This is a genomic window from Streptomyces sp. 135 (assembly GCF_020026305.1).
In the GTDB taxonomy this organism is placed as follows: Bacteria; Actinomycetota; Actinomycetes; order Streptomycetales; family Streptomycetaceae; genus Streptomyces.
Genome location: NZ_CP075691.1, coordinates 5,737,546 through 5,759,083, shown reverse-complemented (window position 1 = coordinate 5,759,083; position 21,538 = coordinate 5,737,546). Strand labels below are relative to the sequence as shown.

Sequence of the window (21,538 nt, the reverse complement as noted above, 5' to 3'; positions counted from 1 at the left end):
CTGAAGCGGTCGGCCATGGAAGGCTGGTTCGGGGTCACAGTGCGGCCTCTCTCAGCTCGGCGAGGCGGTGCAGCCCCGCGAGTACCTCGTCCCGTCCGATGCCGAAGTCGATGAAGCAGGCCACCTCGTCACAGCCCAGGTCGCGCAGGTCGGCGAGCATCTTGGCGCAGGTGCCGGGCGAGCCGAGCAGGCTGCCCCAGTTCAGATAGCGCTGGAAGGCGAACTCGGTGAGCATCGCGGTCTGTTCGCCGGTCAGCTCGGCGCCCCCGCGGGCGTCCGCCGCGCGGTTGGCGGCGGTCTGGCGCAGGTACGAGCCGAGGTACGCCTTGAGGGGCGCGGCGGCCAGGCGCCGCACCTCCGCGTCGTCCGCGCCGACGTAGGTGTGCGCCATCAGCGTCACGCGCCCGTGCGCGTCGGTGCCCGCCTGGTCGGGGGCGGCGGCGCAGGCCCTGCGGTAGCGGTCGATCTTGTCGGCCAGTTCGTCCCTGCTCTGCCCGACGGTCGCGCCGAGCACCCCGGCGCGCAGCCGCCCGGCGGTCTCCCAGGTCTCGGGGTTGCCGGAGGTGGTGATCCACAGCGGCAGCTCCCGCTGTACGGGACGTGGTTGGGGGACGACGGCGACGGGCCGCCCGGTGCCGTCCGGGTAGGTGACGGCTTCGCCCGCCCACAGCCGCCGCAGTTCCGGCACGGCTTCGAGGGTGCGCCGCCTGCGGTCCTCGTAGTGGCCGGGGGCGAGGGTGAAGTCGGCGGAGTGCCAGCCGGTGGCGACGGAGAGGCCGGCGCGGCCGTGCGAGAGGTTGTCGACGACCGCCCAGTCCTCGGCGACCTTCAGCGGGTGGTGCAGGGGCAGGACGACGCTGCCCGCGCGGATCCTGATGCGCTCGGTGGCGACGGCGAGGGCCGCGCTGAGCACGGGCGGGCTGGGGAAGACCTGGCCGACCTGCTGGAAGTGGCGCTCGGGGGTCCAGACGGCGTGGAAGCCGAGGCGGTCTGCGGTGCGGGCGACGGTGAGGATGTCGTCATAGGTCCGGGCGTGCGACGCGGGGCTGCCGCCCGTGGCGCCGCCGCCGGCGGCCGTGGCGCTGTCGCCCGTACCGCCGTCGCTCCTGGCCGCCGTGGCGCTGTCCGCGCCGAAGAACATCACGCTGAGGTCCACGGCCTCTCCTCCTGCTCTCTGCCGGGGTGGCTCTGCTGATCCTGCTGACGGGGTACGCGCGGCCGCCTCGGGATGGGGGCGGGCGCCGGGCCGGCGGTGACGGGTGCCCTGGCCAGTCCTGCGGCGAGGGCGGCGACGGTCGGGGCGGCGAAGAGCTGCGCGGCCGTCACGGTCCTGGCGTCGGTGGTGAGGCGGGCGGCGACCCGCACCGCGCGCAGCGAGTTGCCGCCGAGGGCGAAGAAGTCGTCGTCCCGCGCGACGTCCGGAACGCCGAGGACGTCGGCCCACACGGCGGCGACCTCCCGCTCCAGCGGGGTCACCGGGCCCGCGGCGACCTCGGCCGGGGCCGGGACGGCGACCCTGTCGCTCTCGTCCGCGCGGCGCGGGGGCCCGGTGGGGACGAGGTCGCCGAGGCGGGCGTCCGGGATCTCGGCCGCCGTGAGCAGGGCGTGCGGCAGCGCGTCGGCGAGCCACGTCACGAAGCGCTCCTCCAGGGACTCCGCGCGGTACTCGAAGGTGAGCGTGAGGCCCTCGGGGGCGCCGCCGGGTCCGGTCGCCTCGGTGACGTCGACGAGCAGTTCGAAGCGGGCCTCGCCGGTGCGCACCACCTCGACGCCGGATTCGGCGCCGGGCAGGTCCACCTCGGCGCGCGCGTTGTTCTGCAGGGCGAGGACGACGTCGGTGAACGGCTGCCGCCCCCGCGCGCGCGGCGGGTTCAGCTCGCTCACGACCTGCTCGAACGGCACGTCCTGGTGGGCGAAGGCGCCGAGGTCGCATCCGCGGACCCGGGCGAGCAGTTCCCGCGCGCTCGGGTCGCCGGACACGTCGGTGCGCAGCGCGAGCATGTTCACGAAGAACCCGACGGCGTCCTCGACGCTGCCGTCCCCCGCGCGCCCGGCCACGGGTGCGCCGATCGTGAGGTCCTCCCCCGCGCCCGCCCGCGTGAGGGCGGCAGCGAGCGCGGCGTGCAGGGCCATGAAGAGGGTGGCGCCCTCGGCGCGGGCGGCGTCGAGGAGGCGGGCGTGGGCCATCGCGTCGAGGCGGCGCACCACGGTCGCGGCGGTCGGCCCCGGTACGGCGGGCCGGTCCGGGCGGCGCGGAAGCAGCGGCCCCTCGGGGTCGGCTCCGTGCAGTCTCCGCCTCCAGTAGGCGAGTTGGCGGGCGGTGAGCGAGTCGGGGTCTTCGGGTGGGCCGAGGCGTGCCGCGTGGCGGCGGGCGTGCTCGGCGTAGGTGACGGGCAGGGGCGGCTGCGCCGCCCGCCTTCCGTGCTCGGCCCGCGCGGCGTAGGCGCGTGACAGGTCGCGGAAGAACGGGGCGAGGGACCAGCCGTCCCCGGCGATGTGGTGGACCAGGACGAGCAGGGCGTGCTCGCCGGGCCGCTCGCGGACGCTGAACAGGACGGCGCGGAGGGGCAGTTCACGGCTCAGCTCGAAGCGGTGCCGGGCGGCGGCCTCCACGGCGTCCGTCACCTCGGCTTCGGCGACGGTGACGTGACGGAACGGCGGCCGGGCCTCGGCCCCGTCCAGCACGCGCCGCACGGGTGCGCCGTCCACCTCGTCGAAGACGGTACGGAGCACTTCGTGCCGGGTCACGACGTCCCCGAGGGCGTCGGCCAGCGCGTCCGGGTCGACCGCGCCGCGCAGCCGCACCAGCATGGGCAGGTTGTACGCGACTCCCGCGCCGAGCCGGTCGAGGAACCACAGGCGGTGCTGGGCGGGCGAGACGGGGAGGAGGGCGGTGTTCCCGTACGCCGGTTCCGCGCGCGGCACCGGGGACTTGGCGGCCTGGTCGACGTACGGGGCCAGCCGGGCCGGGGTGGCCGCCGCGAAGAGCGTCCGCAGGTCGAGCTCGGCGCCCAGCCGGGCGTGCACGCGGCCGAGCAGACGCGCGGCCAGCAACGAGTGGCCGCCCAGGGCGAAGAAGTCGTCGTCAGCGCCGACCGGGCCGCCCCCGAGCACATCGGCGAACAGCCCGCACAGCGCGCGAACCGTCTCACCGTCCTCCCCCGGCGAGGCACCGCCCGCCCCTCGCTGCGCCCCGCCCCGCGGCGACGGCACCGGCAGCGCGGCCCGGTCCAGTTTGCCGCCGGCCGTCAGCGGGAGCGCGTCCAGGAGGACGAAGGCGGCGGGCACGAGGAAGTCGGCGAGCTCCCGCTCGGCGTGGGCACGCAGGTCGGCTTCGGAGAGGGCGGATCGCACCGGCGTGGCCCGGCTGCGGTGAGCGTCTTGGCCGTCTCGAGCCGCCCGCACCCCCGGAACCACATACGCCACCAGCTGCCGCTCACCGTCCCGCTCCGCGCGGGTGGCCACCACCGCGGCGCGGTCGACCCCCGGGTGGCGGGTCAGGGCCGCCTCGACCTCCGCCGGTTCCACCCGGAAGCCGCGGATCTTCACCTGGTCGTCGGCCCGGCCCCGGTACTCGAAGGTGCCGTCGGGGCGTCGGAGCGCCAGGTCACCGGTGCGGTACATGCGTGCGCCGCCGGCGGAGCCGCCCGCACGCCCCGCCGCATCACCGAACGGCGACGCCACGAACCGCTCCGCCGTCAGCCTCGCGTCGCAGTAGCCGCGCGCGACGCCCGCCCCGGCGGCGTACAGCTCGCCGGTGACGCCGTCCGCGACCGGCCGCAGGCGGTCGTCGAGGACGTAAAGCCGTTTACCCGCCAGCGGACGGCCGATCGGTACCGGACGGCCGTCGCGTACGTCCTGCGGAGTGACGCGGTGGACGGTGAGGAAGACCATGCACTCGACGGGGCCATAGCCGTTGCTGAGCCGTAGGCCCGGCCGGCGCTCCAGGGCGCGGGCCACGTGCGGGGGCGACAACGCCTCGCCGCCGACGATCAGTTCGCGCAGCCCGGTGAGGGCGCGCGGGTACTCGTCGACGATGACGTCGAAGAGGGAACCGGACAGGTACATGGACGTGACCCCGTGCGCGGCGACGAGCCGCGCGATCACGACCGGGTCGGGGCGCCGCCCCGGATGCAGGACGCACGTCCCGCCGCCCAGCAGCGGCCCCCACAGCTCCAGCGCGAAGGCGTCCCACGACACGGGCGCGCACTGCAACCACACCGCGCCCGGCCCGAAGGAGGCGTAGTCCTGGCCGGTCAGCGTCTCGGTGACGGCGCGGTGCGGGGCCACGATGCCCTTCGGCCGCCCCGTCGACCCGGAGGTGAACATCACGCAGGCCACGTCGTCCGCCGCCACCCGTACCGCGCCGCGCGGCAACGGCCGTGCGCGTACGGCGTCCTCGACGTGCAGCACCGGCGCGGCCTCGGCCCCCAGCGGCTCCGGTTCCGCCCCGTGCCGCGCGAGCACCGCCGTGATGCCCGCGTCCCCCGCCATGCCGCGCAGCCGCCCGGCAGGGAAGCCGGGGTCGAGCGGCACGTACCCGGCACCGGCCTTGAGCGTGCCGAGGACCGCCACGACCAGCTCGGCGGAGCGCTCCAGGTACACCCCGACGGTGTCGCCGCGCCGCACTCCGCGCGCCGTGAGGAGCCCCGCCAACCGGTCGGCGCGGGCGTCGAGTTCGGCGTACGTCAGCCGTTCGTCCTCGTACACGAGGGCGGTCGCGTCGGGCGCCCGTGACGCCTGCTCCTCGAAGAGTTCATGCACGCACCGCGTCATCCTTCTCACCGCCCTCGCGCTCGGTCTCGTCGTCGATGTCCGGCAGCAGCACGTCGATGTCCCTGATCGACCGGCTCGCCAGACCCCAGAGCGCGACCGCGATGCCCGCGACGCCGGCGAGGAAGAGCATCGCCGCCATGCCGCTGCCCGGGGCGTCGCCGAACAGCGGGCCGAGGACCACGAAGACGCCGCTCCCCTCGGCGGCCTGCGGCTCGAAGACGCCGTCGGCGAGCGGCCCGGAGAACGCCATGGCCAGCGGCCCGGAGATCTGCGACAGGAACATCACCGCGCCGAAGACCCGGCCCTGCCATTCATGGGGCACCTTGGTCTGCACGATCGACTGCATCGAGGTGTTGACGACCGTCATGAGCACCGCGCCGGCCAGCATGGCCGCGCACCAGCCGACGACGCCGCCGACCAGGGACGTGCCGAGCTGCGCCGCCAGGCACATGCCGAGGATGCCGAGCATCATGCCCCGGCCGCGGTTCTTCGGGCCGCCCCACGCGGCCATCACCAGGCCGCCGAGGACCCCGCCGATGCCGATCGCGCTGTTCACCGCGGCGAGCGCGCCGTTGCCCGACTTGAGCAGGACCATGGGCTGGACGACGGCGAAGCCGAAGACCATCACCAGGTTGACCACGCAGAAGTTCACGGTCATGTCGCGCAGGCTCGCCTGCCGGAAGAGGTAGCGCATGCCCTCGACGGCCTCGGCCGTGATCTTCGTGCGCGGGGCGCCGGCCCCCTCGGGGACCTTGTCGCCCCGCATCCGCACGATGCGGATACCGATCAGCGCGAAGGCGTAACTGGCCAGGTCGATGACGAGGATGGCGCCGATCCCGGTGAGGGCGATCATGATGCCGCCGAGCGCCGGGCCGCAGATCCCCGCGGCGCTGCGGGCGCCCGCCAGCAGGCCGTTGGCGCGGCCCAGCTGGTCCTTGCGCACCAGCAGCGGGACGGCGGCGGTGAGCGCGGGCAGCTGGAACGCGGCGGAGATGCCGAGCAGCACGGTGGCGGGATAGACCTGCCACGGTTCCAGGCCGCCGCCGAAGAAGTGCACGAGGGCCAGCAGGCCGACGGCCAGGATTCCGCCGGCGTCCGCGATCTGGAGCGCCGAACGTTTACGAATGCGGTCGATAATCGCGCCCGCGAATGGGCTGAACAGTGCCTGCGGAAGCACGGCGCACAGCGACAGCGCGGTGACGGCGGACGCCTGCTCTCCGGTGGACCACACCTCGATGATGAAAGCGAATCTGAGAACGGCGCTTCCGACCAGTGAGACGGCCTGCCCCGACCAGACGAGCAGCAAGGGCCCCGTATCGCTGAAGCGGCCCGTCCGCTGCTTTTGCCCACCCCGCGGCGCCGCTTTCCCCGGCGGCTCCGCTTTCCCCGCCGCTTTTTCGCGACCGGTCACGTCAGGAGCCGGATATCAGGCTCGCCGGACGCATATCGGTCCAGTGCTCTTCGACGTAGGCCAGGGAATCCGCCCGTGAACTCGCCTCTTGTACGACGGTCCAGCCGGCCGGGATATCGGGCCCGACGGGCCAGAGGGTGTGCTGATTCTCGTCGTTCACGAGTACCAGGTATTCCGCACCATCATCTTCGAATGGATTACTTGCCATATACCTTAAACCCCCCGGAAATCCCAAAGAATCCCATTGTGTCCGCAGGGATCATTGCGCGGAAGATCTAATTCCATCAAGCGATTGTGATATAGATCACAGACCGCAAAAGGGGCAAGAGGGTGCGGTTTGGCCCGTCCGGCGGACGAACTTTGCAATTTTCCCTTCCGCGTCAACCGCGGACGGAATCCGGAACTGCCGCTCGCTTCTTCACGCCGAGGCGCGGCGCCTGGCCGTGGTCTTCTGCGCCGACGCCGTCTTCTCCCCGGCCGCCTTCTGCGCCGTCTTCTTGGGCGTCTTCTCAGTCGTCTTCTTGGCTGCGGTCCTGGTCGCCGTCTTGGCCGCCGTCTTGGCCGTGGTCGCCCTGCTCGCGCTCGCCTTGCCCGCGTCCGCCTTGCCCGCCGTCGATCTACGGGCCGTCGCCGTGGACTTCGTCGCCGTCTTCTTGGCGGGCGCGTCCTTCTTCTTCGCCGCGGTCGACGTCGACTTCTTGCCGCCGACCTCCTTGGGGGCCGCGGGGGCCGACCTGCGCGCCGACGCCGTCCTGCGCGGGGACGCGGAGGCCGTCTTGGCGCGGCGGTCCCCCAGCCGGGTGACCTCCGCCTCCCCGACCCCCTCACCGGACTCGGCGGACTCCCCGGCCCCGGCGGACCCGCCCCGGGCCGTGCGGGCCGCCCGGACGCTGTTCTCCAGGGCGGCCATCAGGTCGATGACCTTGCCGCCGCCCGCCTCGCCGGCCGGGGCCTTCTCGGCGGGAGCCCCGCCCTCGACCTTCGCGGCGATGAGTTCCTCGACCGCCGCGCGGTAGTCGTCATGGAGTGTGGACATGTCGACCTCGCCCAGGGTGTCCATCAGGGCGTCGGCCAGGTCGAGTTCGGCGTCGCGGACCGTGACATGGGAGTCGGGGGCCACCCCCTCGGGCACGCGGATCTCGTCCGGCCACAGCAGCCCGTGCATGGCGATCACGTCGTCGACCACGCGCAGCATGCCGAGCCGCTCCCGGCCCCGGAGCGCGTACTTCGCGATGGCCACCTTCCGGCTCCGCTTGAGGGCCTCGCGCAGCAGCGTGTACGGCTTGGCGGCCGGGACGCCATTGGCCCCGAGGTAGTACGCCGCGTCGATCTGGAGCGGGTCGATGCGGTCGGCCGGGACGAAGGCCACGATCTCGATCGTCTTGGCCGTCGGGATGGGCAGCGCCGCAAGGTCCTGGTCCGTGATCGGGATGATCGACCCGTCCGCGTCCTCGTACCCCTTGCCGATCTCCGCCGAGGTCACCTCGCGGTCCTCCAGCTCGCACACCTTGCGGTAGCGGATCCTGCCGCCGTCCTCCGTGTGGATCTGGCGGAAGGAGACCGAGTGGTTCTCGGTGGCGTTCACGAGCTTGATCGGGATGCTGACCAGGCCGAAGGAGATCGCACCGTTCCATATGGATCGCACGTCCGGTACCTCTCACTGGGGTTTATGGCGTTATGGGCGTTTTATGGGAGTCTCATCGTATGACGCCGATCACAGAGGTGGAGGGGCGACGGATCTCGCTCAGCAACCTGGACAAGGTCATCTATCCCGCGAGCGGCTTCACCAAGGGCGAGGTGCTGCACTACTACGCCAGCACGGCCGACGCCCTCCTGCCGCACCTCGTGGACCGGCCCCTGTCCTTCCTGCGCTACCCCGACGGGCCCGACGGCCAGCGCTTCTTCACCAAGAACGTGCTGCCGGGCACCCCCGAATGGGTGCGGACCGCCGAGGTGCCCCGCTCCGACGGGCCGACGCGCCAGATCCTCGTACAGGACCTGCCGTCGCTGATGTGGTCGGCCAATCTGGTGACCGAGTTCCACACGCCGCAGTGGCGGGCCGACGCCCCGGCGCGGGCCGACCGGCTGGTGTTCGACCTGGACCCCGGCCCGCCCGCCACCGTCGTGGAGTGCTGCCACGCCGCCCTGTGGCTGCGCGAGCGGCTGGCGGCCGACGGCTTCCACGTGTACGCGAAGACGTCCGGGAGCAAGGGCCTGCACCTGCTCGTCCCGCTGGAGCCGACGCCCTCGGAACGCGTCAGCGCGTACGCGAAGTCCCTGGCCGTCGAGGCCGAGCAGGAGCTGCCCGCGCTCATCGTGCACCGGATGACGCGGAGCCTGCGGCCGGGCAAGGTGTTCGTCGACTTCAGCCAGAACGCCGCCGCGAAGACCACCGCCGCGCCCTACACCCTGCGGGCCCGCGCCGAGCCGACCGTCTCCACCCCCGTGACCTGGGAGGAGGTCGAGACCTGCGAGGACCCTGAGCAGCTCGTCTTCACCGCGGACGACATCGCGCCCCGGCTGCGGGGCCACGGCGACCTGCTCGACCCCCTCGTCACCCACGACGGGGCCAGACCCCTGCCCGCCCGGGCCGCGCGATGATCCTGACGCGGCCCGTACGGGTCGCCCTCGCGGAGGCGGTGAGCGCGCTGCCGGAGGGCGGCGGCTGGGCGTACGAGCCCAAGTTCGACGGGCACCGCATGGTCGTGCTCCGGGGCGAGCGGGGCGAGGTGACGCTCCAGGCCCGTTCGGGAAGGACCGTCACCAGCGCCTTCCCCGACCTCGCCGAGGCCGCGGCCGAGCTGCCCGAGGGCACCGCGCTCGACGGCGAGGTCGTGGTGTGGTCCGGCGGCCGCATCGACTTCGCCGCCGTGCAGCAGCGGGCGGCGGCCACCCGCGCGCGTGCCGGCGTCCTCGCGCGCACCCTGCCCGCCTCGTACGCCGCCTTCGACCTGCTCACGGAGGGCGGCGAGGACTGCCGCCGACTGCCGTACACGGAGCGGCGCGCGCGCCTCGTACGGCTGCTCGCGCCCTGGGGGCCGCCGCTCCAGGCGGTGCCGTCGACGACCGACCGGGACCTGGCCCTGACCTGGTACGAGACGCTGCCCGCGACCGGCGTCGAGGGCCTGGTGATCAAGCGGCTCGACTCGGCGTACCGGGGCGGCACGCGCGCGTGGCTGAAGCTGCGGCACAGCGACACCCGGGACGCCGTCGTGGTCGGCTGCACCGGAAACCCCGCCCGCCCTCAGGCGCTGGTCCTCGCCCTGCCCGGTGACGGCACCCCGGTGGTGTCGTCACCGCTGTCCCCCGCGGTGCGGTCGGCGGCCGCGCGGGCGCTGCCGGAGCCGGTGGGCGAGGGGGTGGCGACCGCGATCGGCATCGGCGACCTGACGTACGCGGCGCTGCCCGCTGAGCCGGTGGTGATGGTCGAGGTGCGGCAGAACACGACGCGGCACGCGACGGCGGTCGTGGTCCGGTTCCGCTGACCACGCGTGACCGGCGTCACGTGTAATCAAGTTTGACTAGCGAGCCTCCGAGGCATACCCTCTCCGTCAGTAGTCAAAATTGATGAGCCTTCCGACGAGGAGACCGAGTGACCTTCCTGCCCGAGACCGGATACGTGCCGACCGAAGAGGACCGCGCGAGCCTGGACACGTGGTTCGCCGAGTACGACGCGCACAGCGCGAAGCGCGATGTGGAGCGCATGGCCGACCTGGCCGTCTTCCCGCTCAACCTGGTCAGCGACGACTCCGCGGGCGACGGACGGGCCGCGCAGTGGGACCGTGAGCGGTTCGTCGCGACGATGACCCACGTGATGGGAGAGGGCGGCGAGGACATCGGCTTCGAGTCCACGCGTACGCCCGTCTTCCTCTCCCCCGCGATGGCCGTCGTCTTCACCGACTCGGTGATGACGGCGGGCGGCGAGACCCAGCGGCTGCGCTACGCCGACATCCTGATCAGGCGCGGTGGATCGTGGGCCTTCCAGACCATGATCCAGGGCGGTTGGGGGGACAACCTCTGACGCGTCCTCAGGCCGGCCGGCGGCGGCTCAGACCCGCCGCCAGGTGTGGCGGTCCCTGGCCAGCGCGTGCAGGGCCTCCACATCGGCCGGTTTCAGTACGCCGCCCAGCCGGGCCAGGGCCGCCAGGCCCTCCGCGCGCAGCACCCGTACGTCGCGCGGGTGCTCCGCCGCGGCCAGGTCCGCCGCCCCGGGCCCGGCCAGCGCCAGGACGGGGCGGACCTCCGCCGTGAGCGCGAACGAGGCGCGGCTCGCGTCGGAGCGGAGCGTGCGCAGCAGCGGGACGGGGTCGCGGCGGCCCACGGTCACCATCGGGTCGGCGATGCGCACGCGCTGCTTGCGGACGGCGAGGGCTGCCACGCAGAACAGGCCGCCGGGCCCGATCAGCAGATGTTGGATGCGGCCGCCGCCGGGCAGCGGCAGGGAGTGCAGCGCGCGCCAGCCCGCGCCCTCCAGGGCGTCCAGGGCCTCCCCGACCGCCTGTTCCGCGGCGAGCGCGCGGTGCCGGGGGTCGGCGCGCAGCCTGCGCGGGGGCGCCGGGTCGCGCTCCAGGGCGATGTGGAGGGCCTCGCCGGGGCGGCTCGGGGCGAGGTCGTCGTCGGGGTGCAGGGCGAGCCGGGACAGCTCGGCGGGGGTGGGGACGGGCGGCGGGCCCACCGTGACGTCACCGGCGAGGAACGGCGCGAGGACACGCAGGACCTCTGCCTCGCGGTCCTCGCTGAGGAGGTTCACCCGGGCGGAGTCCCGGTCGTACCAGGCCACGTTCCCGCCGTCCGCGCGGCAGACGTACAGCCGCTCCTTCCCGTGCCGCCGGGCCGGTACGACGCGCAGGCCGCTCATGCCGCATCACCCCCCGACCATGGGAACAGCCCGTGGGCCGCCGGGGCAAGAACCCGGTTCCGTAACCACACCGCACGCTCAGGTATGGCGCGCTGTTACACGGCTGAGGGTGGGCCGCAATGACGGACGTCTAGCTTCGGTGGCATCCACCCGGACCAGCGAGACCGGACCGGCAGACCGACCCGACCGGCAGACCGACCCGAAGGAACGCCCCGTGAGCACCCGCCGCCACGCCCTGCACGCCGCCGCCGTCACCGCGCTCGTCGGCGGTGCGCTGCTCGCGCTTACCGCCGGGGCCTTCGCGGGCGCACCGGCGCCGGGCCGGACGCCGCGAGCCGCGGTCCACGAGGTCACGCTGGGCCACGGCGCGAAGGCCGAGGTCCGCAACCGCGACGGCTCCTACGTCGCGACGCTCTCGGTGCGGGACCAGCAGATCGCCACCCTCTCCGCCAGGCACCCCACGGTGACCGAGAGCGGCGTGCGGTACGAGCTGTACCCGTCCAACGGACACATCGGCGTCACCCGCCTGGACGGCGGGCAGGACGCCGTGACCGCCACGCCGCGCGGCGGCGTCGGAGCCGGCGCCGAGGGGTGCGGGACGCCGGCAGCCCGGCGTTCCTCGTGGCGGGCGGCGGCATGGCGGCGGCTTACGCCGCGGGGCTCGGCTTCGCGATGCTGCGCCGCGGCCGCACGGACGCCTGACCGGGGCCACGCTCTCCCGTCCTTCCCCCGCTCTCATGAGGAGCCCCGTGCCGACCTCCCCCACAGCCGAGTCCTGCCCGGACCGCCCGCGTCGGCACAGCCCCCGCGTCGCGCTCGCCTCCGCCGTGACGGCCGCCGTCGGTGTCGCCCTGATCGCCTGCGGCCAGGGCGGCGGCGGCACGGTCCACCCGGCGCCCGACGTCGAGATGGCCGACGACGCCGCCATGCCCCGCACCGGCCGGGCCGCCGCCCCGCTGAAGCCCTCCGAGCCGACCGGCTTGCGCGTCCCGGCGGCGGGCGTCGACACCTCATCGATGCTCCGCCTCGGCCTGGACGCGGACCGGGAGCTCCAGGTGCCGCCGGTGGAAGAGGCGGCGGAGCCCGGCTGGTGGACCGGCTCGGTCACGCCCGGCGAGAAGGGAGCCGCCGTGATCGTCGCGCACTACGACACGGTGAACGGTCCCGCGCTGATGCGGGACGTCGCGAGGATCGGCGTCGGCGACGCCGTCGAGGTGCCCCGTGCGGACGGCGGCACGGCGAGGTTCGAGGTGCGCGAGATCCAGCAGGTGGACAAGGACGACTTCCCCACCCATAAGGTGTACGGGGCGACCGGGCGGCCCGAGTTGCGCCTGGTGACCTGTGGCGGGCCGATCGTCGGCGGCCACCGGTCTGACAACATCATCCTCTACGCCGACCTGGTCTCATGACGTACGGCCGGCCGCCGTACGACAGGCCGCACCCGCGGCAGGCAGGAGTGCAGTGAACCGCAGCCGGCTCGCGCTCACCGCCGTCTTCGCCGCACTCGCCACGGCGCTGGCCGGCGGCTGCGGCGACCCCGGCGGGCTGCGCGGCGCCGGCGCGACACCCAGCGCCCAGGGCCCCACGCACCTCTGGCCCGACCTGCCGCCCCCGTCCGCGCCCGCCGAGGACTACGGCGCCATAGAGAGCGTGCGGGTCACCGGCGTCAAGGTCCCCGGCGACGACCTGCGCAAGGTGGACCCGGCCGACGTGGTCCGCGCGGACTTCGAACAGAACCCGGGGACGTACGACACCTCGGACTCCGTGTACGAGAAGACCGTGGAGCGGCTCGACGACTGCGCCGACGACGACTCCGGCGCGCGGGAACGGTGCCCGGTCCTCAAGGCGTACTACCGCGATCTGACCGGCGACGGCGAGGAGGACCTGATCGTCGGCGTCTCGACGCCCGACGACAACCTCGACATCCGGGTCTACGCCCAGCAGAAGCGGCGGCTGACGCAGATCATGGAGATGAGCGACGCGGTGCTCGGCGTCGAGCTGGCCGGGCGCGACCTGATCATCCGCGCCGTCTCCAGCCTGCCGGGGTACGAGTACCACACGGTCTGGTCCTGGGACTCCCACCAGAAGACGATGCTGCCGACGCGCGACGAGATCGTCCGCTCCGCGAACGCGCCGCGCCTCAAGACGCCCCGGCCCTCGCCCTCCGCGAGCGGGTCCGGCACGCCCTCCGAGAGTGACGGCCGATGAGCCGGCACCGGCCGCGCGGACCGCGGCTTCCCGCCTGGACGGCGACGCTCACCTGGAAGGCGGCCGTCTTCATCACGGTCATGTGCTGTGCGCTGGCCGCGCTGCTCGGCATGCTCGTCCATGTCTCGGTGACCAACCAGACCGTCGGCCAGGCCCGCGAGCGGGCCCTCGACCGGCTGGCGGAGGCCACCGAGCGCTACGAGGCGGGCGACCGCCTCGGGTACGGCGCGGGCGTCGACCCCAAGGGCCTGCCCGGGCCGCTGCGCGAGCTGGCGCTGAGCGGCGAGCGCGGCACGATGGTCGCCGCCCACGAGTCACGGCCGACGATGTGGGCGGCGGGGCCCGCCGACGGGGGCCGCGCCATCGCCGTCCAGGTCGACTACGCGCAGGGCGCCCGCACCATCGACGGGCTCGACCGGGCAATCCTCGGCTCCTCCGTCCTCGCGATCGGGGCGACGCTGCTGGTCGGGGCGTTCGCCGTGACGCGGGTGACGCGGCGGCTGCACCAGACGGCGCAGGTCGCCCGGCGGATCAGCGCGGGCGACCTCGACGCGCGCGTCAACGACCCGCGCACCAAGGGTCCCGCCCGCCGCCAGGACGAGGTGGCCGCCGTCGCCGGGGCGCTGGACACCATGGCGTCCTCGCTCCAGGGCAAGCTGCTGAGCGAGCAGCGGTTCACCGCCGACGTGGCGCACGAGCTGCGCACCCCGCTGACCGGGCTGCACGCGGCGGCCGAGCTCCTCGAACCGGGGCGCCCCACCGAGCTGGTGCGGGACCGGGTGGCCGCGCTGCGCACGCTGACCGAGGACCTCCTGGAGATCTCCCGGCTCGACGCGAGGAGCGAACGGGTGGACCTGGACGCCCACCGGCTCGCTCCACTGGCGGAGCGGGTGGTGCGGGGCTGCGGCGAGGGCGTGGAGCTGGTCGTCGTCCGCGACGTGTGCGTGGAGACCGACCGGCGGCGCCTGGAGCGGGTGCTCGGCAATCTGGTCGCCAACGCGCTCAAGCACGGGCGGGCGCCGGTGGTGGTGACGGTCGACGGGCCGGTCGTGGCCGTGCGGGACCACGGCGACGGCTACCCCGGTTACCTGGTGGAGCACGGCCCGCAGCGCTTTCGCACCGAGGGCACCAGCAAGGGGCACGGCCTCGGGCTGACCATCGCGCTCGGCCAGGCGGCGGTCCTCGGCGCCCGGCTGACGTTCGCCAACGCCCCGGACGGCGGGGCGGTGGCGACGCTGCGGCTGCCCTTCACGGAGGCGCCCGGCCGGGACGCGGCGGAGGGACCCGAAAGCACCACGTGAGCTTTCGCGTACGCACTGTGCCGCTTTTACTGTGACTTGCGGCCTTTGAGCACTCGTCAGAAGCCGCGCGTCCCCCCTTTCCTCCGAGGAGGCCCCATGTCCCTGCGGACCACCACCACCCGGCTCGGCGTACTCGCCGCCGTCGGCGCCCTCGCCACGCTCGGCCTCACCGGCCCCGCCGCGGCGTACGACGACCCCGACCCCAAGGCACCCGCCACCGGCCACAAGAAACCCGCCACCGGCCACAAGACACCGGTTACCGGCCACAAGAAACCCACCACCGGCCACAAGACGCCTGCTGTCGGCCACAAGACACCCGTCACCGACTACAAGGCACCCGTCTACAAGGGCCGTGTGACCGCCAAGAGCGGACTCCTGCTGCGCGACTCGCCCCACCGCGGCAGCCGCGTGGTCCGCAGCGAGCCCCACGGCAAGGTCGTCACCATCTACTGCAAGACCAAGGGTGACCGGGTGGGCCGCACCAACCACTGGTACCTCCTCACCGACGGGACCTGGGCCTGGGGCTCCGCGAACTACATCGCCACCATCGGAAAGGCACCGCGCTGGTGCTGACGCCGCATTACCCCGCATGGCCCACATCGTCGATATAGCCGACATATACGGCATAAGCAGACTTCAGAGCAGGTTGCTTGCTACGTTCCCGGCATGACCGGAACAAGAGCGGTCGCCGCCGCACCTCCCGCGGTCCCCGCCGTCCGCGCCCCCCGGCGCCGCGGCACCGAGCTCGCCCTGCTCGTCGTCGCCGTACTGCTCTGCGTGTACGGCTACTGCGATGTCGGCCTCGCGAAGAACGGCACCGTCCCGCCCGGCGCCGCCGGTTACGGCGCCGGGCTCGGCGTGCTCGCCCTCCTCGCGCACCTCGCCGTCCGCTTCCGCGCCCCGTACGCCGATCCGCTGCTGCTGCCCATCGCGGTCCTCCTCAACGGCCTCGGCCTGGTGCTCATCTACCGCCTCGACCTGCAGACCCCGCACGACGAGGCGGCGCCCGCCCAGCTGATCTGGTCGACCATCGGCGTGGCGCTGTTCATCGCCGCCGTGCTCGCCCTGCGCGACCACCGCGTGCTCCAGCGGTACGCCTACCTCTCGGTGGTCACCGCGCTGCTCCTGATGATCGTGCCGGTCTTCTTCCCTGCCGTGAACGGCGCCCGGATCTGGATCAGGTTCGGCGGGCTGTCCATCCAGCCGGGCGAGTTCGCCAAGGTCCTGCTCGCGGTCTTCTTCGCCAGCTATCTCGCCGCCAACCGCAACGCGCTGGCCTGCACGGGCCGCACCCTGGGGCGGTTCAGGAGCCTCCAGCTGCCCACCGGCCGCGTCCTCGGCCCCATCGTCACGATCTGGCTGCTGAGCGTCGGCGTCCTCGTCCTGGAGCGCGACCTCGGCACCTCGCTGCTCTTCTTCGGGCTCTTCGTGATCCTGCTGTACGTCGCCACGGGCCGCATCGGCTGGATCGCGGTCGGCCTGCTCCTCGCCGTGCTCGGCGCCTACGCGGTCGGCTCGCTCGAACCGCATGTGCACGGCCGCGTCCAGGACTGGCTGCACCCCTTCGCCTCCATCGACGCGGGCCAGGGCCCGAACCAACTCGCCCAGTCCCTCTTCGCCTTCGCGGAGGGCGGGCTGCTCGGCACCGGGCTCGGGCTCGGGCACTCCATCCTCATCGGGTTCGCCGCGAAGTCCGACTTCATCCTGGCGACGGCGGGCGAGGAGCTCGGCCTCGCCGGGCTCTGCGCGATCTTCCTGCTCTACGCCCTCCTCGTCGAGCGCGGCTACCGCGCGGGCCTCGCGCTGCGGGACCCCTTCGGGCGGCTGCTCGCGATCGGGCTCGCCTCGATCATCGCGCTCCAGGTCTTCGTGATCGCCGGCGGTGTCACGGGGCTCATCCCGCTCACCGGCATGGCGATGCCGTTCCTCGCGCAGGGCGGTTCGTCGGTCGTCACCAACTGGATCATCGTGGCGCTGCTCATCCGGCTCAGCGGCTCGGCCCGCGCCCCGCTCGCCGCCGGCGAGGCCTCCCGGTGACCCGGTACATCAGGCACGCCTCCGCCTTCTGCGCGCTGTTGCTGCTGGCGCTGCTCGTCAACGCCGCCCGCGTGCAGGTCGTCGACTCCGCGGCCCTCGACGGCAACCCCGCCAACCGGCGGGACGCCATCGCCCGCTACGCACAGCCGCGCGGCGACATCCTGGTCGACGGCCGTCCGGTCACCGGCTCCAAGGACACGGGGGAGCAGCTGCGGTATGAACGTACGTACCACAACGGGCCGTTGTACGCCCCGGTGACCGGCTTCGCCTCACAGCTCTACGGCACGACCTTCCTGGAGAACGCCGAGGACGGCGTCCTCTCCGGCTCCGACCCGATGCTCGCCCCGCTCCCCCTGTGGAACGACTTCACGCGCTCGCGGAATCCCGGCGGCAAGGTGGAGACGACCATCGAGGGGGCGGCGCAGCGGGCCGCCTACTCCGCTCTCGGCGGCAAGCGGGGGGCCGTGGCGGCGGTCGAGCCGGCCACCGGGAAGATCCTCGCCCTGGTCAGCACGCCCAGTTACGACCCCGAGCGGCTCTCCGGGACGGGCCGTTCGGTGGCGAAGGCGTGGACGACGCTGAACGGCGGGCGCGACAAGCCGATGCTGAACCGCGCGATCCGCCGGACGTACCCGCCCGGCTCGACGTTCAAGGTGGTCACGGCGGCCGCCGCGCTGGACTCGGGGACGGTGACGGATCCGGACGCGCCGACGAAGTCCCCCGCCCCGTACACCCTGCCGGGCACGAACACGAAGCTGAACAACGAGGTAAAGGGCTGTACCGACGCCTCCCTGCGGCACGCCTTCAAGTGGTCCTGCAACACGGTCTTCGCGAAGCTCGGCGTCGACACGGGGCTGGGCCCGATGGCGGACACCGCGCGGAAGTTCGGCTTCAACGACAGCGGGCTGCGCATCCCCTCGCCCGTATCCGCCAGCTACTTCGACACGTCCCTGGACAAGGCGCAGCTCGCGCTCTCCGCCATCGGCCAGTACGAGACCCGGGCGACGCCCCTCCAGATGGCGATGGTCGCGGCGGCCGTCGCCAACGGCGGCTCCCTCAAGACGCCCTACCTGGTGGAGAGGACGACCACGGACGACGGCGACGTGGTGGCCGCCACGGGCCCGCGGACCGTGCGCCAGGCGATCAGTCCGGGCACGGCGGCGCGGCTGCGCGAGATGATGAGGGAGGTCGTCGAGAAGGGCACCGGCGCCAACGCCGCCGTGCCGGGAGCGACGGTGGGCGGCAAGACGGGCACCGCCCAGCACGGCATCGACAACGCCGGCACGCCGTACGCCTGGTTCGTCTCCTGGGCCCAGGCCCCGAAGGACCCCGAGCCCTCGGTGGCGGTAGCGGTGGTCGTCGAGAACGCGTCGGCGGACCGCGGCGACATCAGCGGAGGCGGCAGCGCGGCACCGGTCGCGAAGGCGGTGATGGAGGCGGTGCTGAAGTCCCCGCGGCGGAACGGGCTCTGACCCCGGCCGGATCAGGTCCTCTCGCCAGCCGCGATCGCGTCCTTCACCTCCGACACGCGCTCCCGCTCCTCGGCCGCGAAGCGCTCCGCGTCCAGTTTCTCGGCGATCTCCTCGTCCTGGGCCATCAGCTGGTCGAGGTTGGCGTCGCCCATCTCGAAGACGCCCATGTCGACATAGGCCTGCTGGAGCCGCTTGCCCCACAGGCCGATGTCCTTCACGCAGGGGACGATGCGGCTGAAGAGCAGCTGCCGGAAGAGGGCGAGGAACTCGGACTGTTCGCTGTACTCCTCGGCCTGTGCCTTGGGGAAGCCGAAGTTCTCCAGGACCTCGACGCCGCGGAGCCGGTCGCGCATCAGGTAGCAGCCCTCGATGACGAATTCCTCGCGCTCGCGCAGCTCGGCGTCGGTGAGCTGTTTGTAGTAGTCGCGCAGGGCCATTCGTCCGAAGGCGACATGGCGGGCCTCGTCCTGCATGACGTACGCGAGGATCTGCTTCGGCAGGGGCTTGTCGGTGGTGTCGCGGATCATGCCGAAGGCGGCCAGCGCCAGGCCCTCGATGAGGACCTGCATGCCGAGGTAGGGCATGTCCCAGCGGGAGTCGCGGAGGGTGTCGCCGAGGAGCGACTGGAGGTTGTCGTTGATCGGGTAGAGCATCCCGACTTTCTCGTGCAGGAAGCGGCCGTAGATTTCGGCGTGCCGCGCCTCGTCCATGGTCTGGGTCGCGGAGTAGAACTTCGCGTCCAGGTCGGGCACCGACTCGACGATGCGCGCCGCGCACACCATCGCGCCCTGCTCGCCGTGGAGGAACTGGCTGAACTGCCACGAGGCGTAGTGCTTGCGCAGCTCTCCCTTGTCCTTCTCGGTCAGCTTCGCCCAGTGGGGCGTGCCGTACAGCGACAGCGACTCGTCGGGGGTGCCGAGCGGGTCGAGCGGGTCGACCTCCAGCTCCCAGTCGATGCGCCTCGCGCCGTCCCACTGCTTGTCCTTGCCCTTCTGGTAGAGAGCGAGGAGGCGGTCGCGCCCTTCGTCGTACTCCCAGCTGAAGCGTGCCGAACCGGCCGACGGTACCTGCCAGTTGGGCTCGCCAGGGGGCGTGGTGTAAAGCTCGTGCGTCGACATGGGGGCAGGCTCACACGCTGCTGGACAAGGGGTCAACAAGTCGTGCGCAAGGGATTGACGGCCTTGCTGACAAGCAGTCTCATAAGTGATGACCGCCCGTCAGTACCGCCGGTAACCCGCGACAAGGCAGGAACAGTCATGACGACCGTGACGGAAGACGCTTCGCTCCAGGGTCTGCGGGACGCGCTCGGCCTGCTCAAGGACCGGGAGCAGGTGGCCGTCCGGCTCCTGGAGTCCTCCGCCAAGCACTCCTTCGACCCCGACAGGGAACTCGACTGGGACGCCCCCGTCGAGGAGGGCAAGTGGTTCTGGCCGCCGGAGCTCGTCTCGCTCTACGGCACCCCGCTGTGGGAGAAGATGTCCGAGGAACAGCGGATGGACCTCGCCCGGCACGAGGCCGCCTCCCTCGCCTCGCTCGGCATCTGGTTCGAGATCATCCTCATGCAGCTGCTCGTGCGGCACATCTACGACAAGTCGGTGACCAGCGCGCACGTACGCTACGCGCTGACCGAGATAGCCGACGAGTGCCGGCACTCGATGATGTTCGCGCGCATGATCCAGAAGGGCGGGGCCCCGACGTACCCCGTCACGCGCCTCAACCACAACCTCGCGCGCATCCTGAAGACGGTCTCCACCACACCCGGTTCCTTCGCCTGCACGCTGCTCGGCGAGGAGATCCTGGACTGGATGCAGCGGCTCACCTTCCCGGACGAGCGCGTGCAGACCATCGTCCGCGGCGTGACCCGCATCCACGTCGTCGAGGAGGCCCGCCACGTCCGGTACGCCCGCGAGGAGCTGCGGCGCCAGATGGTGACCGCGCCGCGCTGGGAGCGGGAGTTGACGCGGCTGAGCTGCGGCGAGGCCGCGCGGGTCTTCTCGCTCGCCTTCGTCAACCCCAAGGTGTACTCGGATGTGGGCCTCGACCGCCGCGAGGCCGTCGCGCAGGTGAAGGCGAGCGGACACCGCAGGGAGGTCATGCAGACCGGGGCGAAGCGGCTGACGGATTTCCTGGACGACATAGGGGTGATGCGGGGGGCCGGGCGGCGGCTGTGGAGGTCCTCGGGGCTGCTGGCATAGCTCCCCGGCCGCAGCCCACGCCCCTCGGGGGCGCACGGCGGATACCCTGCGAGGCATGACCTCGCCTGCCACCGCCCCCGCGTACCGCCGCCTGAGCGTTGAGGCGCGGCGGCGGCAGCTCCTGGAGTCCGCGCTCTCCCTCTTCGCGCACCGCGCGCCCGAGGAGGTCAACCTCGACGACGTGGCCGAGGCCGCCGGTGTCTCCCGGCCGCTCGTCTACCGCTACTTCCCGGGCGGCAAGCAGCAGTTGTACGAGGCCGCGCTGCGGTCCGCCGCGGACGAGCTCGAGCAGTGCTTCGCCGAGCCCCCGGAAGGCCCGCTCACCCAGCGGCTCTCCCGGGCGCTCGACCGGTACCTGGCCTTCGTCGACGAGCACGACGCGGGGTTCAGCGCGCTGCTCCAGGGCGGCAGCGTGGTGGAGACCTCCCGGACCACCGCCATAGTGGACGGCGTGCGCAGGGCCGCCGCCGAGCACATCCTCGCCCACCTGGACGTGCCGCAGCCGGGGCCCCGGCTGCGGATGACCGTACGGATGTGGATCACCGCGGTGGAGGCGGCCTCGCTGATCTGGCTCGACGAGGAGAAGCAGCCGCCGCTGGACGAGCTGCGGGACATGCTCGTCGAACAGTTCATGTCGGTCCTCGTGACGACTGCGGGGCGTGACCCGCAGACGGCGCAGGTCGTGCGGTGGGCCCTGGGCCTGGAGACGCCGGAGGGCCCCGTGGGCGGCCTCGCGCGGCGCGTGCTGCCGGTGGTCGCCGACGCGGCCCACCTGCTGTGACGGCTTCGGTGTGACACTGGTGGCGTGAAGAGCGAAGAGACCCCCTTCGTGGGTGGCCCCCTGGACGGCCGTGTCCTCCCGGTCCTGCTCGGGCCGACCGGGCACCCGCCGAAGGTCTACCGCGTGCCCGTGCCGGACGACACCGGCGGCCCCCCGAAGGTCTTTGTCTACCGCCGAACCCCCGCGGAGCCCGGCCGCCGCCTCGCCCTCACCCCGAAGTGGCGGTACGAGTACGACCCCGATGGCGACAAGGACGGCGGCCTGAAGTGGCCGTGGTCAAAGCCGAGCAGCCGACCGTAAGGGGCGCGGGGAACTGCGCGACCAGCCACGACGCACCCGCAGCCGAAACGCAACATCCCGCGCCGCCCTCCCCTGGACGAGGGACGCGATTACGCCGACCGCCCACCCCCGGGAGGCGCACCCCCCGCTGACCCTCCACGCTCACGATGCGCGGCGGAAGTCCCGCCCCCGCACCGGAGGTGATGACGTGTCAGCAAGG

The 21,538-nt window shown here is 72.9% G+C and carries 19 protein-coding genes; 12 read left to right on the top strand and 7 right to left on the bottom strand.

The features are described from left to right. Nucleotides 1-34: 34 nt before the first annotated feature. The 5 genes from KKZ08_RS26170 to KKZ08_RS26150 form a co-directional block, all read right to left on the bottom strand. Entirely contained in the window at nucleotides 35-1,156 is a 1,122-nt protein-coding gene (locus KKZ08_RS26170; RefSeq protein WP_223776760.1) for a MupA/Atu3671 family FMN-dependent luciferase-like monooxygenase, read from the bottom strand. After that, nucleotides 1,141-4,764: a non-ribosomal peptide synthetase gene (locus KKZ08_RS26165; protein ID WP_223776759.1), complete on the bottom strand. Its 3,624-nt coding sequence runs from the start codon at nucleotides 4,762-4,764 to the stop codon at nucleotides 1,141-1,143. Before KKZ08_RS26165 ends, KKZ08_RS26170 begins: the two co-directional genes overlap by 16 nt. Continuing rightward, entirely contained in the window at nucleotides 4,757-6,187 is a 1,431-nt protein-coding gene (locus tag KKZ08_RS26160) for an MFS transporter (protein WP_223776758.1), read from the bottom strand. Before KKZ08_RS26160 ends, KKZ08_RS26165 begins: the two co-directional genes overlap by 8 nt. A 1-nt stretch (nucleotide 6,188) precedes the next feature. Beyond that, entirely contained in the window at nucleotides 6,189-6,395 is a 207-nt protein-coding gene (locus KKZ08_RS26155; RefSeq protein ID WP_223776757.1) for an MbtH family NRPS accessory protein, read from the bottom strand. A 210-nt stretch (nucleotides 6,396-6,605) separates the two neighbouring features. Beyond that, a complete protein-coding gene (locus KKZ08_RS26150; protein ID WP_223776756.1) occupies nucleotides 6,606-7,832 on the bottom strand; it encodes a Ku protein in 1,227 nt (408 codons plus the stop codon). Nucleotides 7,833-7,891: 59 nt separating this feature from the next. Here KKZ08_RS26150 and ligD point away from each other — a divergent pair, with 59 nt between their 5' ends. From ligD to KKZ08_RS26135, 3 genes are all read left to right on the top strand, one after another. Continuing rightward, nucleotides 7,892-8,788 carry a non-homologous end-joining DNA ligase gene (gene ligD, locus KKZ08_RS26145; RefSeq protein ID WP_223776755.1) on the top strand — a complete coding sequence of 299 codons (897 nt, stop codon included), beginning with the start codon at nucleotides 7,892-7,894 and terminating at the stop codon, nucleotides 8,786-8,788. Then, entirely contained in the window at nucleotides 8,785-9,672 is an 888-nt protein-coding gene (locus tag KKZ08_RS26140; protein ID WP_223776754.1) for an ATP-dependent DNA ligase, read from the top strand. The genes ligD and KKZ08_RS26140 overlap by 4 nt, the downstream gene beginning before the upstream one ends. A gap of 107 nt (nucleotides 9,673-9,779) precedes the next feature. Then, a complete protein-coding gene (locus tag KKZ08_RS26135; protein WP_223776753.1) occupies nucleotides 9,780-10,208 on the top strand; it encodes a nuclear transport factor 2 family protein in 429 nt (142 codons plus the stop codon). 27 nt (nucleotides 10,209-10,235) lie between these two features. Here the strand turns inward: KKZ08_RS26135 and KKZ08_RS26130 are convergent, their stop codons facing one another. After that, nucleotides 10,236-11,045 carry a nuclease-related domain-containing protein gene (locus KKZ08_RS26130; protein WP_223776752.1) on the bottom strand — a complete coding sequence of 270 codons (810 nt, stop codon included), beginning with the start codon at nucleotides 11,043-11,045 and terminating at the stop codon, nucleotides 10,236-10,238. Nucleotides 11,046-11,794: 749 nt separating this feature from the next. Between KKZ08_RS26130 and KKZ08_RS26125 the strand changes: the two genes are divergently transcribed. From KKZ08_RS26125 to KKZ08_RS26100, 6 genes are all read left to right on the top strand, one after another. Next, nucleotides 11,795-12,454 (top strand): class F sortase, encoded by a 660-nt coding sequence (locus tag KKZ08_RS26125; RefSeq protein ID WP_223776751.1) that lies wholly within the window; start codon nucleotides 11,795-11,797, stop codon nucleotides 12,452-12,454. A gap of 52 nt (nucleotides 12,455-12,506) precedes the next feature. Continuing rightward, the gene (locus KKZ08_RS26120; RefSeq protein WP_223776750.1) at nucleotides 12,507-13,253 is read left to right on the top strand and encodes a hypothetical protein; all 747 of its coding nucleotides are present in this window, start codon (nucleotides 12,507-12,509) and stop codon (nucleotides 13,251-13,253) included. Next, the gene (locus KKZ08_RS26115; protein ID WP_223776749.1) at nucleotides 13,250-14,554 is read left to right on the top strand and encodes an ATP-binding protein; all 1,305 of its coding nucleotides are present in this window, start codon (nucleotides 13,250-13,252) and stop codon (nucleotides 14,552-14,554) included. The genes KKZ08_RS26120 and KKZ08_RS26115 overlap by 4 nt, the downstream gene beginning before the upstream one ends. A gap of 96 nt (nucleotides 14,555-14,650) precedes the next feature. Further along, a complete protein-coding gene (locus tag KKZ08_RS26110) occupies nucleotides 14,651-15,127 on the top strand; it encodes an SH3 domain-containing protein (RefSeq protein ID WP_223776748.1) in 477 nt (158 codons plus the stop codon). Between the two features lie 93 nt (nucleotides 15,128-15,220). After that, entirely contained in the window at nucleotides 15,221-16,591 is a 1,371-nt protein-coding gene (locus tag KKZ08_RS26105) for an FtsW/RodA/SpoVE family cell cycle protein (protein ID WP_223776747.1), read from the top strand. Continuing rightward, nucleotides 16,588-18,063 carry a penicillin-binding transpeptidase domain-containing protein gene (locus KKZ08_RS26100; RefSeq protein ID WP_223776746.1) on the top strand — a complete coding sequence of 492 codons (1,476 nt, stop codon included), beginning with the start codon at nucleotides 16,588-16,590 and terminating at the stop codon, nucleotides 18,061-18,063. Before KKZ08_RS26105 ends, KKZ08_RS26100 begins: the two co-directional genes overlap by 4 nt. A gap of 11 nt (nucleotides 18,064-18,074) precedes the next feature. On the opposite strand, the gene KKZ08_RS26095 is transcribed toward KKZ08_RS26100, so the two are convergent. Beyond that, entirely contained in the window at nucleotides 18,075-19,181 is a 1,107-nt protein-coding gene (locus tag KKZ08_RS26095; RefSeq protein WP_223776745.1) for a ferritin-like domain-containing protein, read from the bottom strand. Nucleotides 19,182-19,319: 138 nt separating this feature from the next. On the opposite strand from KKZ08_RS26095, the gene KKZ08_RS26090 reads away from it, so the two are divergent. Genes KKZ08_RS26090 through KKZ08_RS26080 form a run of 3 tightly spaced genes read left to right on the top strand, consistent with a single transcriptional unit; the run spans nucleotide 19,320 to nucleotide 21,339 of the window. Then, nucleotides 19,320-20,258 carry a diiron oxygenase gene (locus KKZ08_RS26090; protein WP_223776744.1) on the top strand — a complete coding sequence of 313 codons (939 nt, stop codon included), beginning with the start codon at nucleotides 19,320-19,322 and terminating at the stop codon, nucleotides 20,256-20,258. 55 nt (nucleotides 20,259-20,313) lie between these two features. Next, on the top strand, nucleotides 20,314-21,039 hold the full coding sequence (locus KKZ08_RS26085; protein WP_223776743.1) for a TetR/AcrR family transcriptional regulator: 726 nt from the start codon (nucleotides 20,314-20,316) through the stop codon (nucleotides 21,037-21,039). A gap of 24 nt (nucleotides 21,040-21,063) precedes the next feature. Further along, nucleotides 21,064-21,339 (top strand): hypothetical protein, encoded by a 276-nt coding sequence (locus KKZ08_RS26080; RefSeq protein ID WP_223776742.1) that lies wholly within the window; start codon nucleotides 21,064-21,066, stop codon nucleotides 21,337-21,339. Nucleotides 21,340-21,538 lie beyond the last annotated feature (199 nt).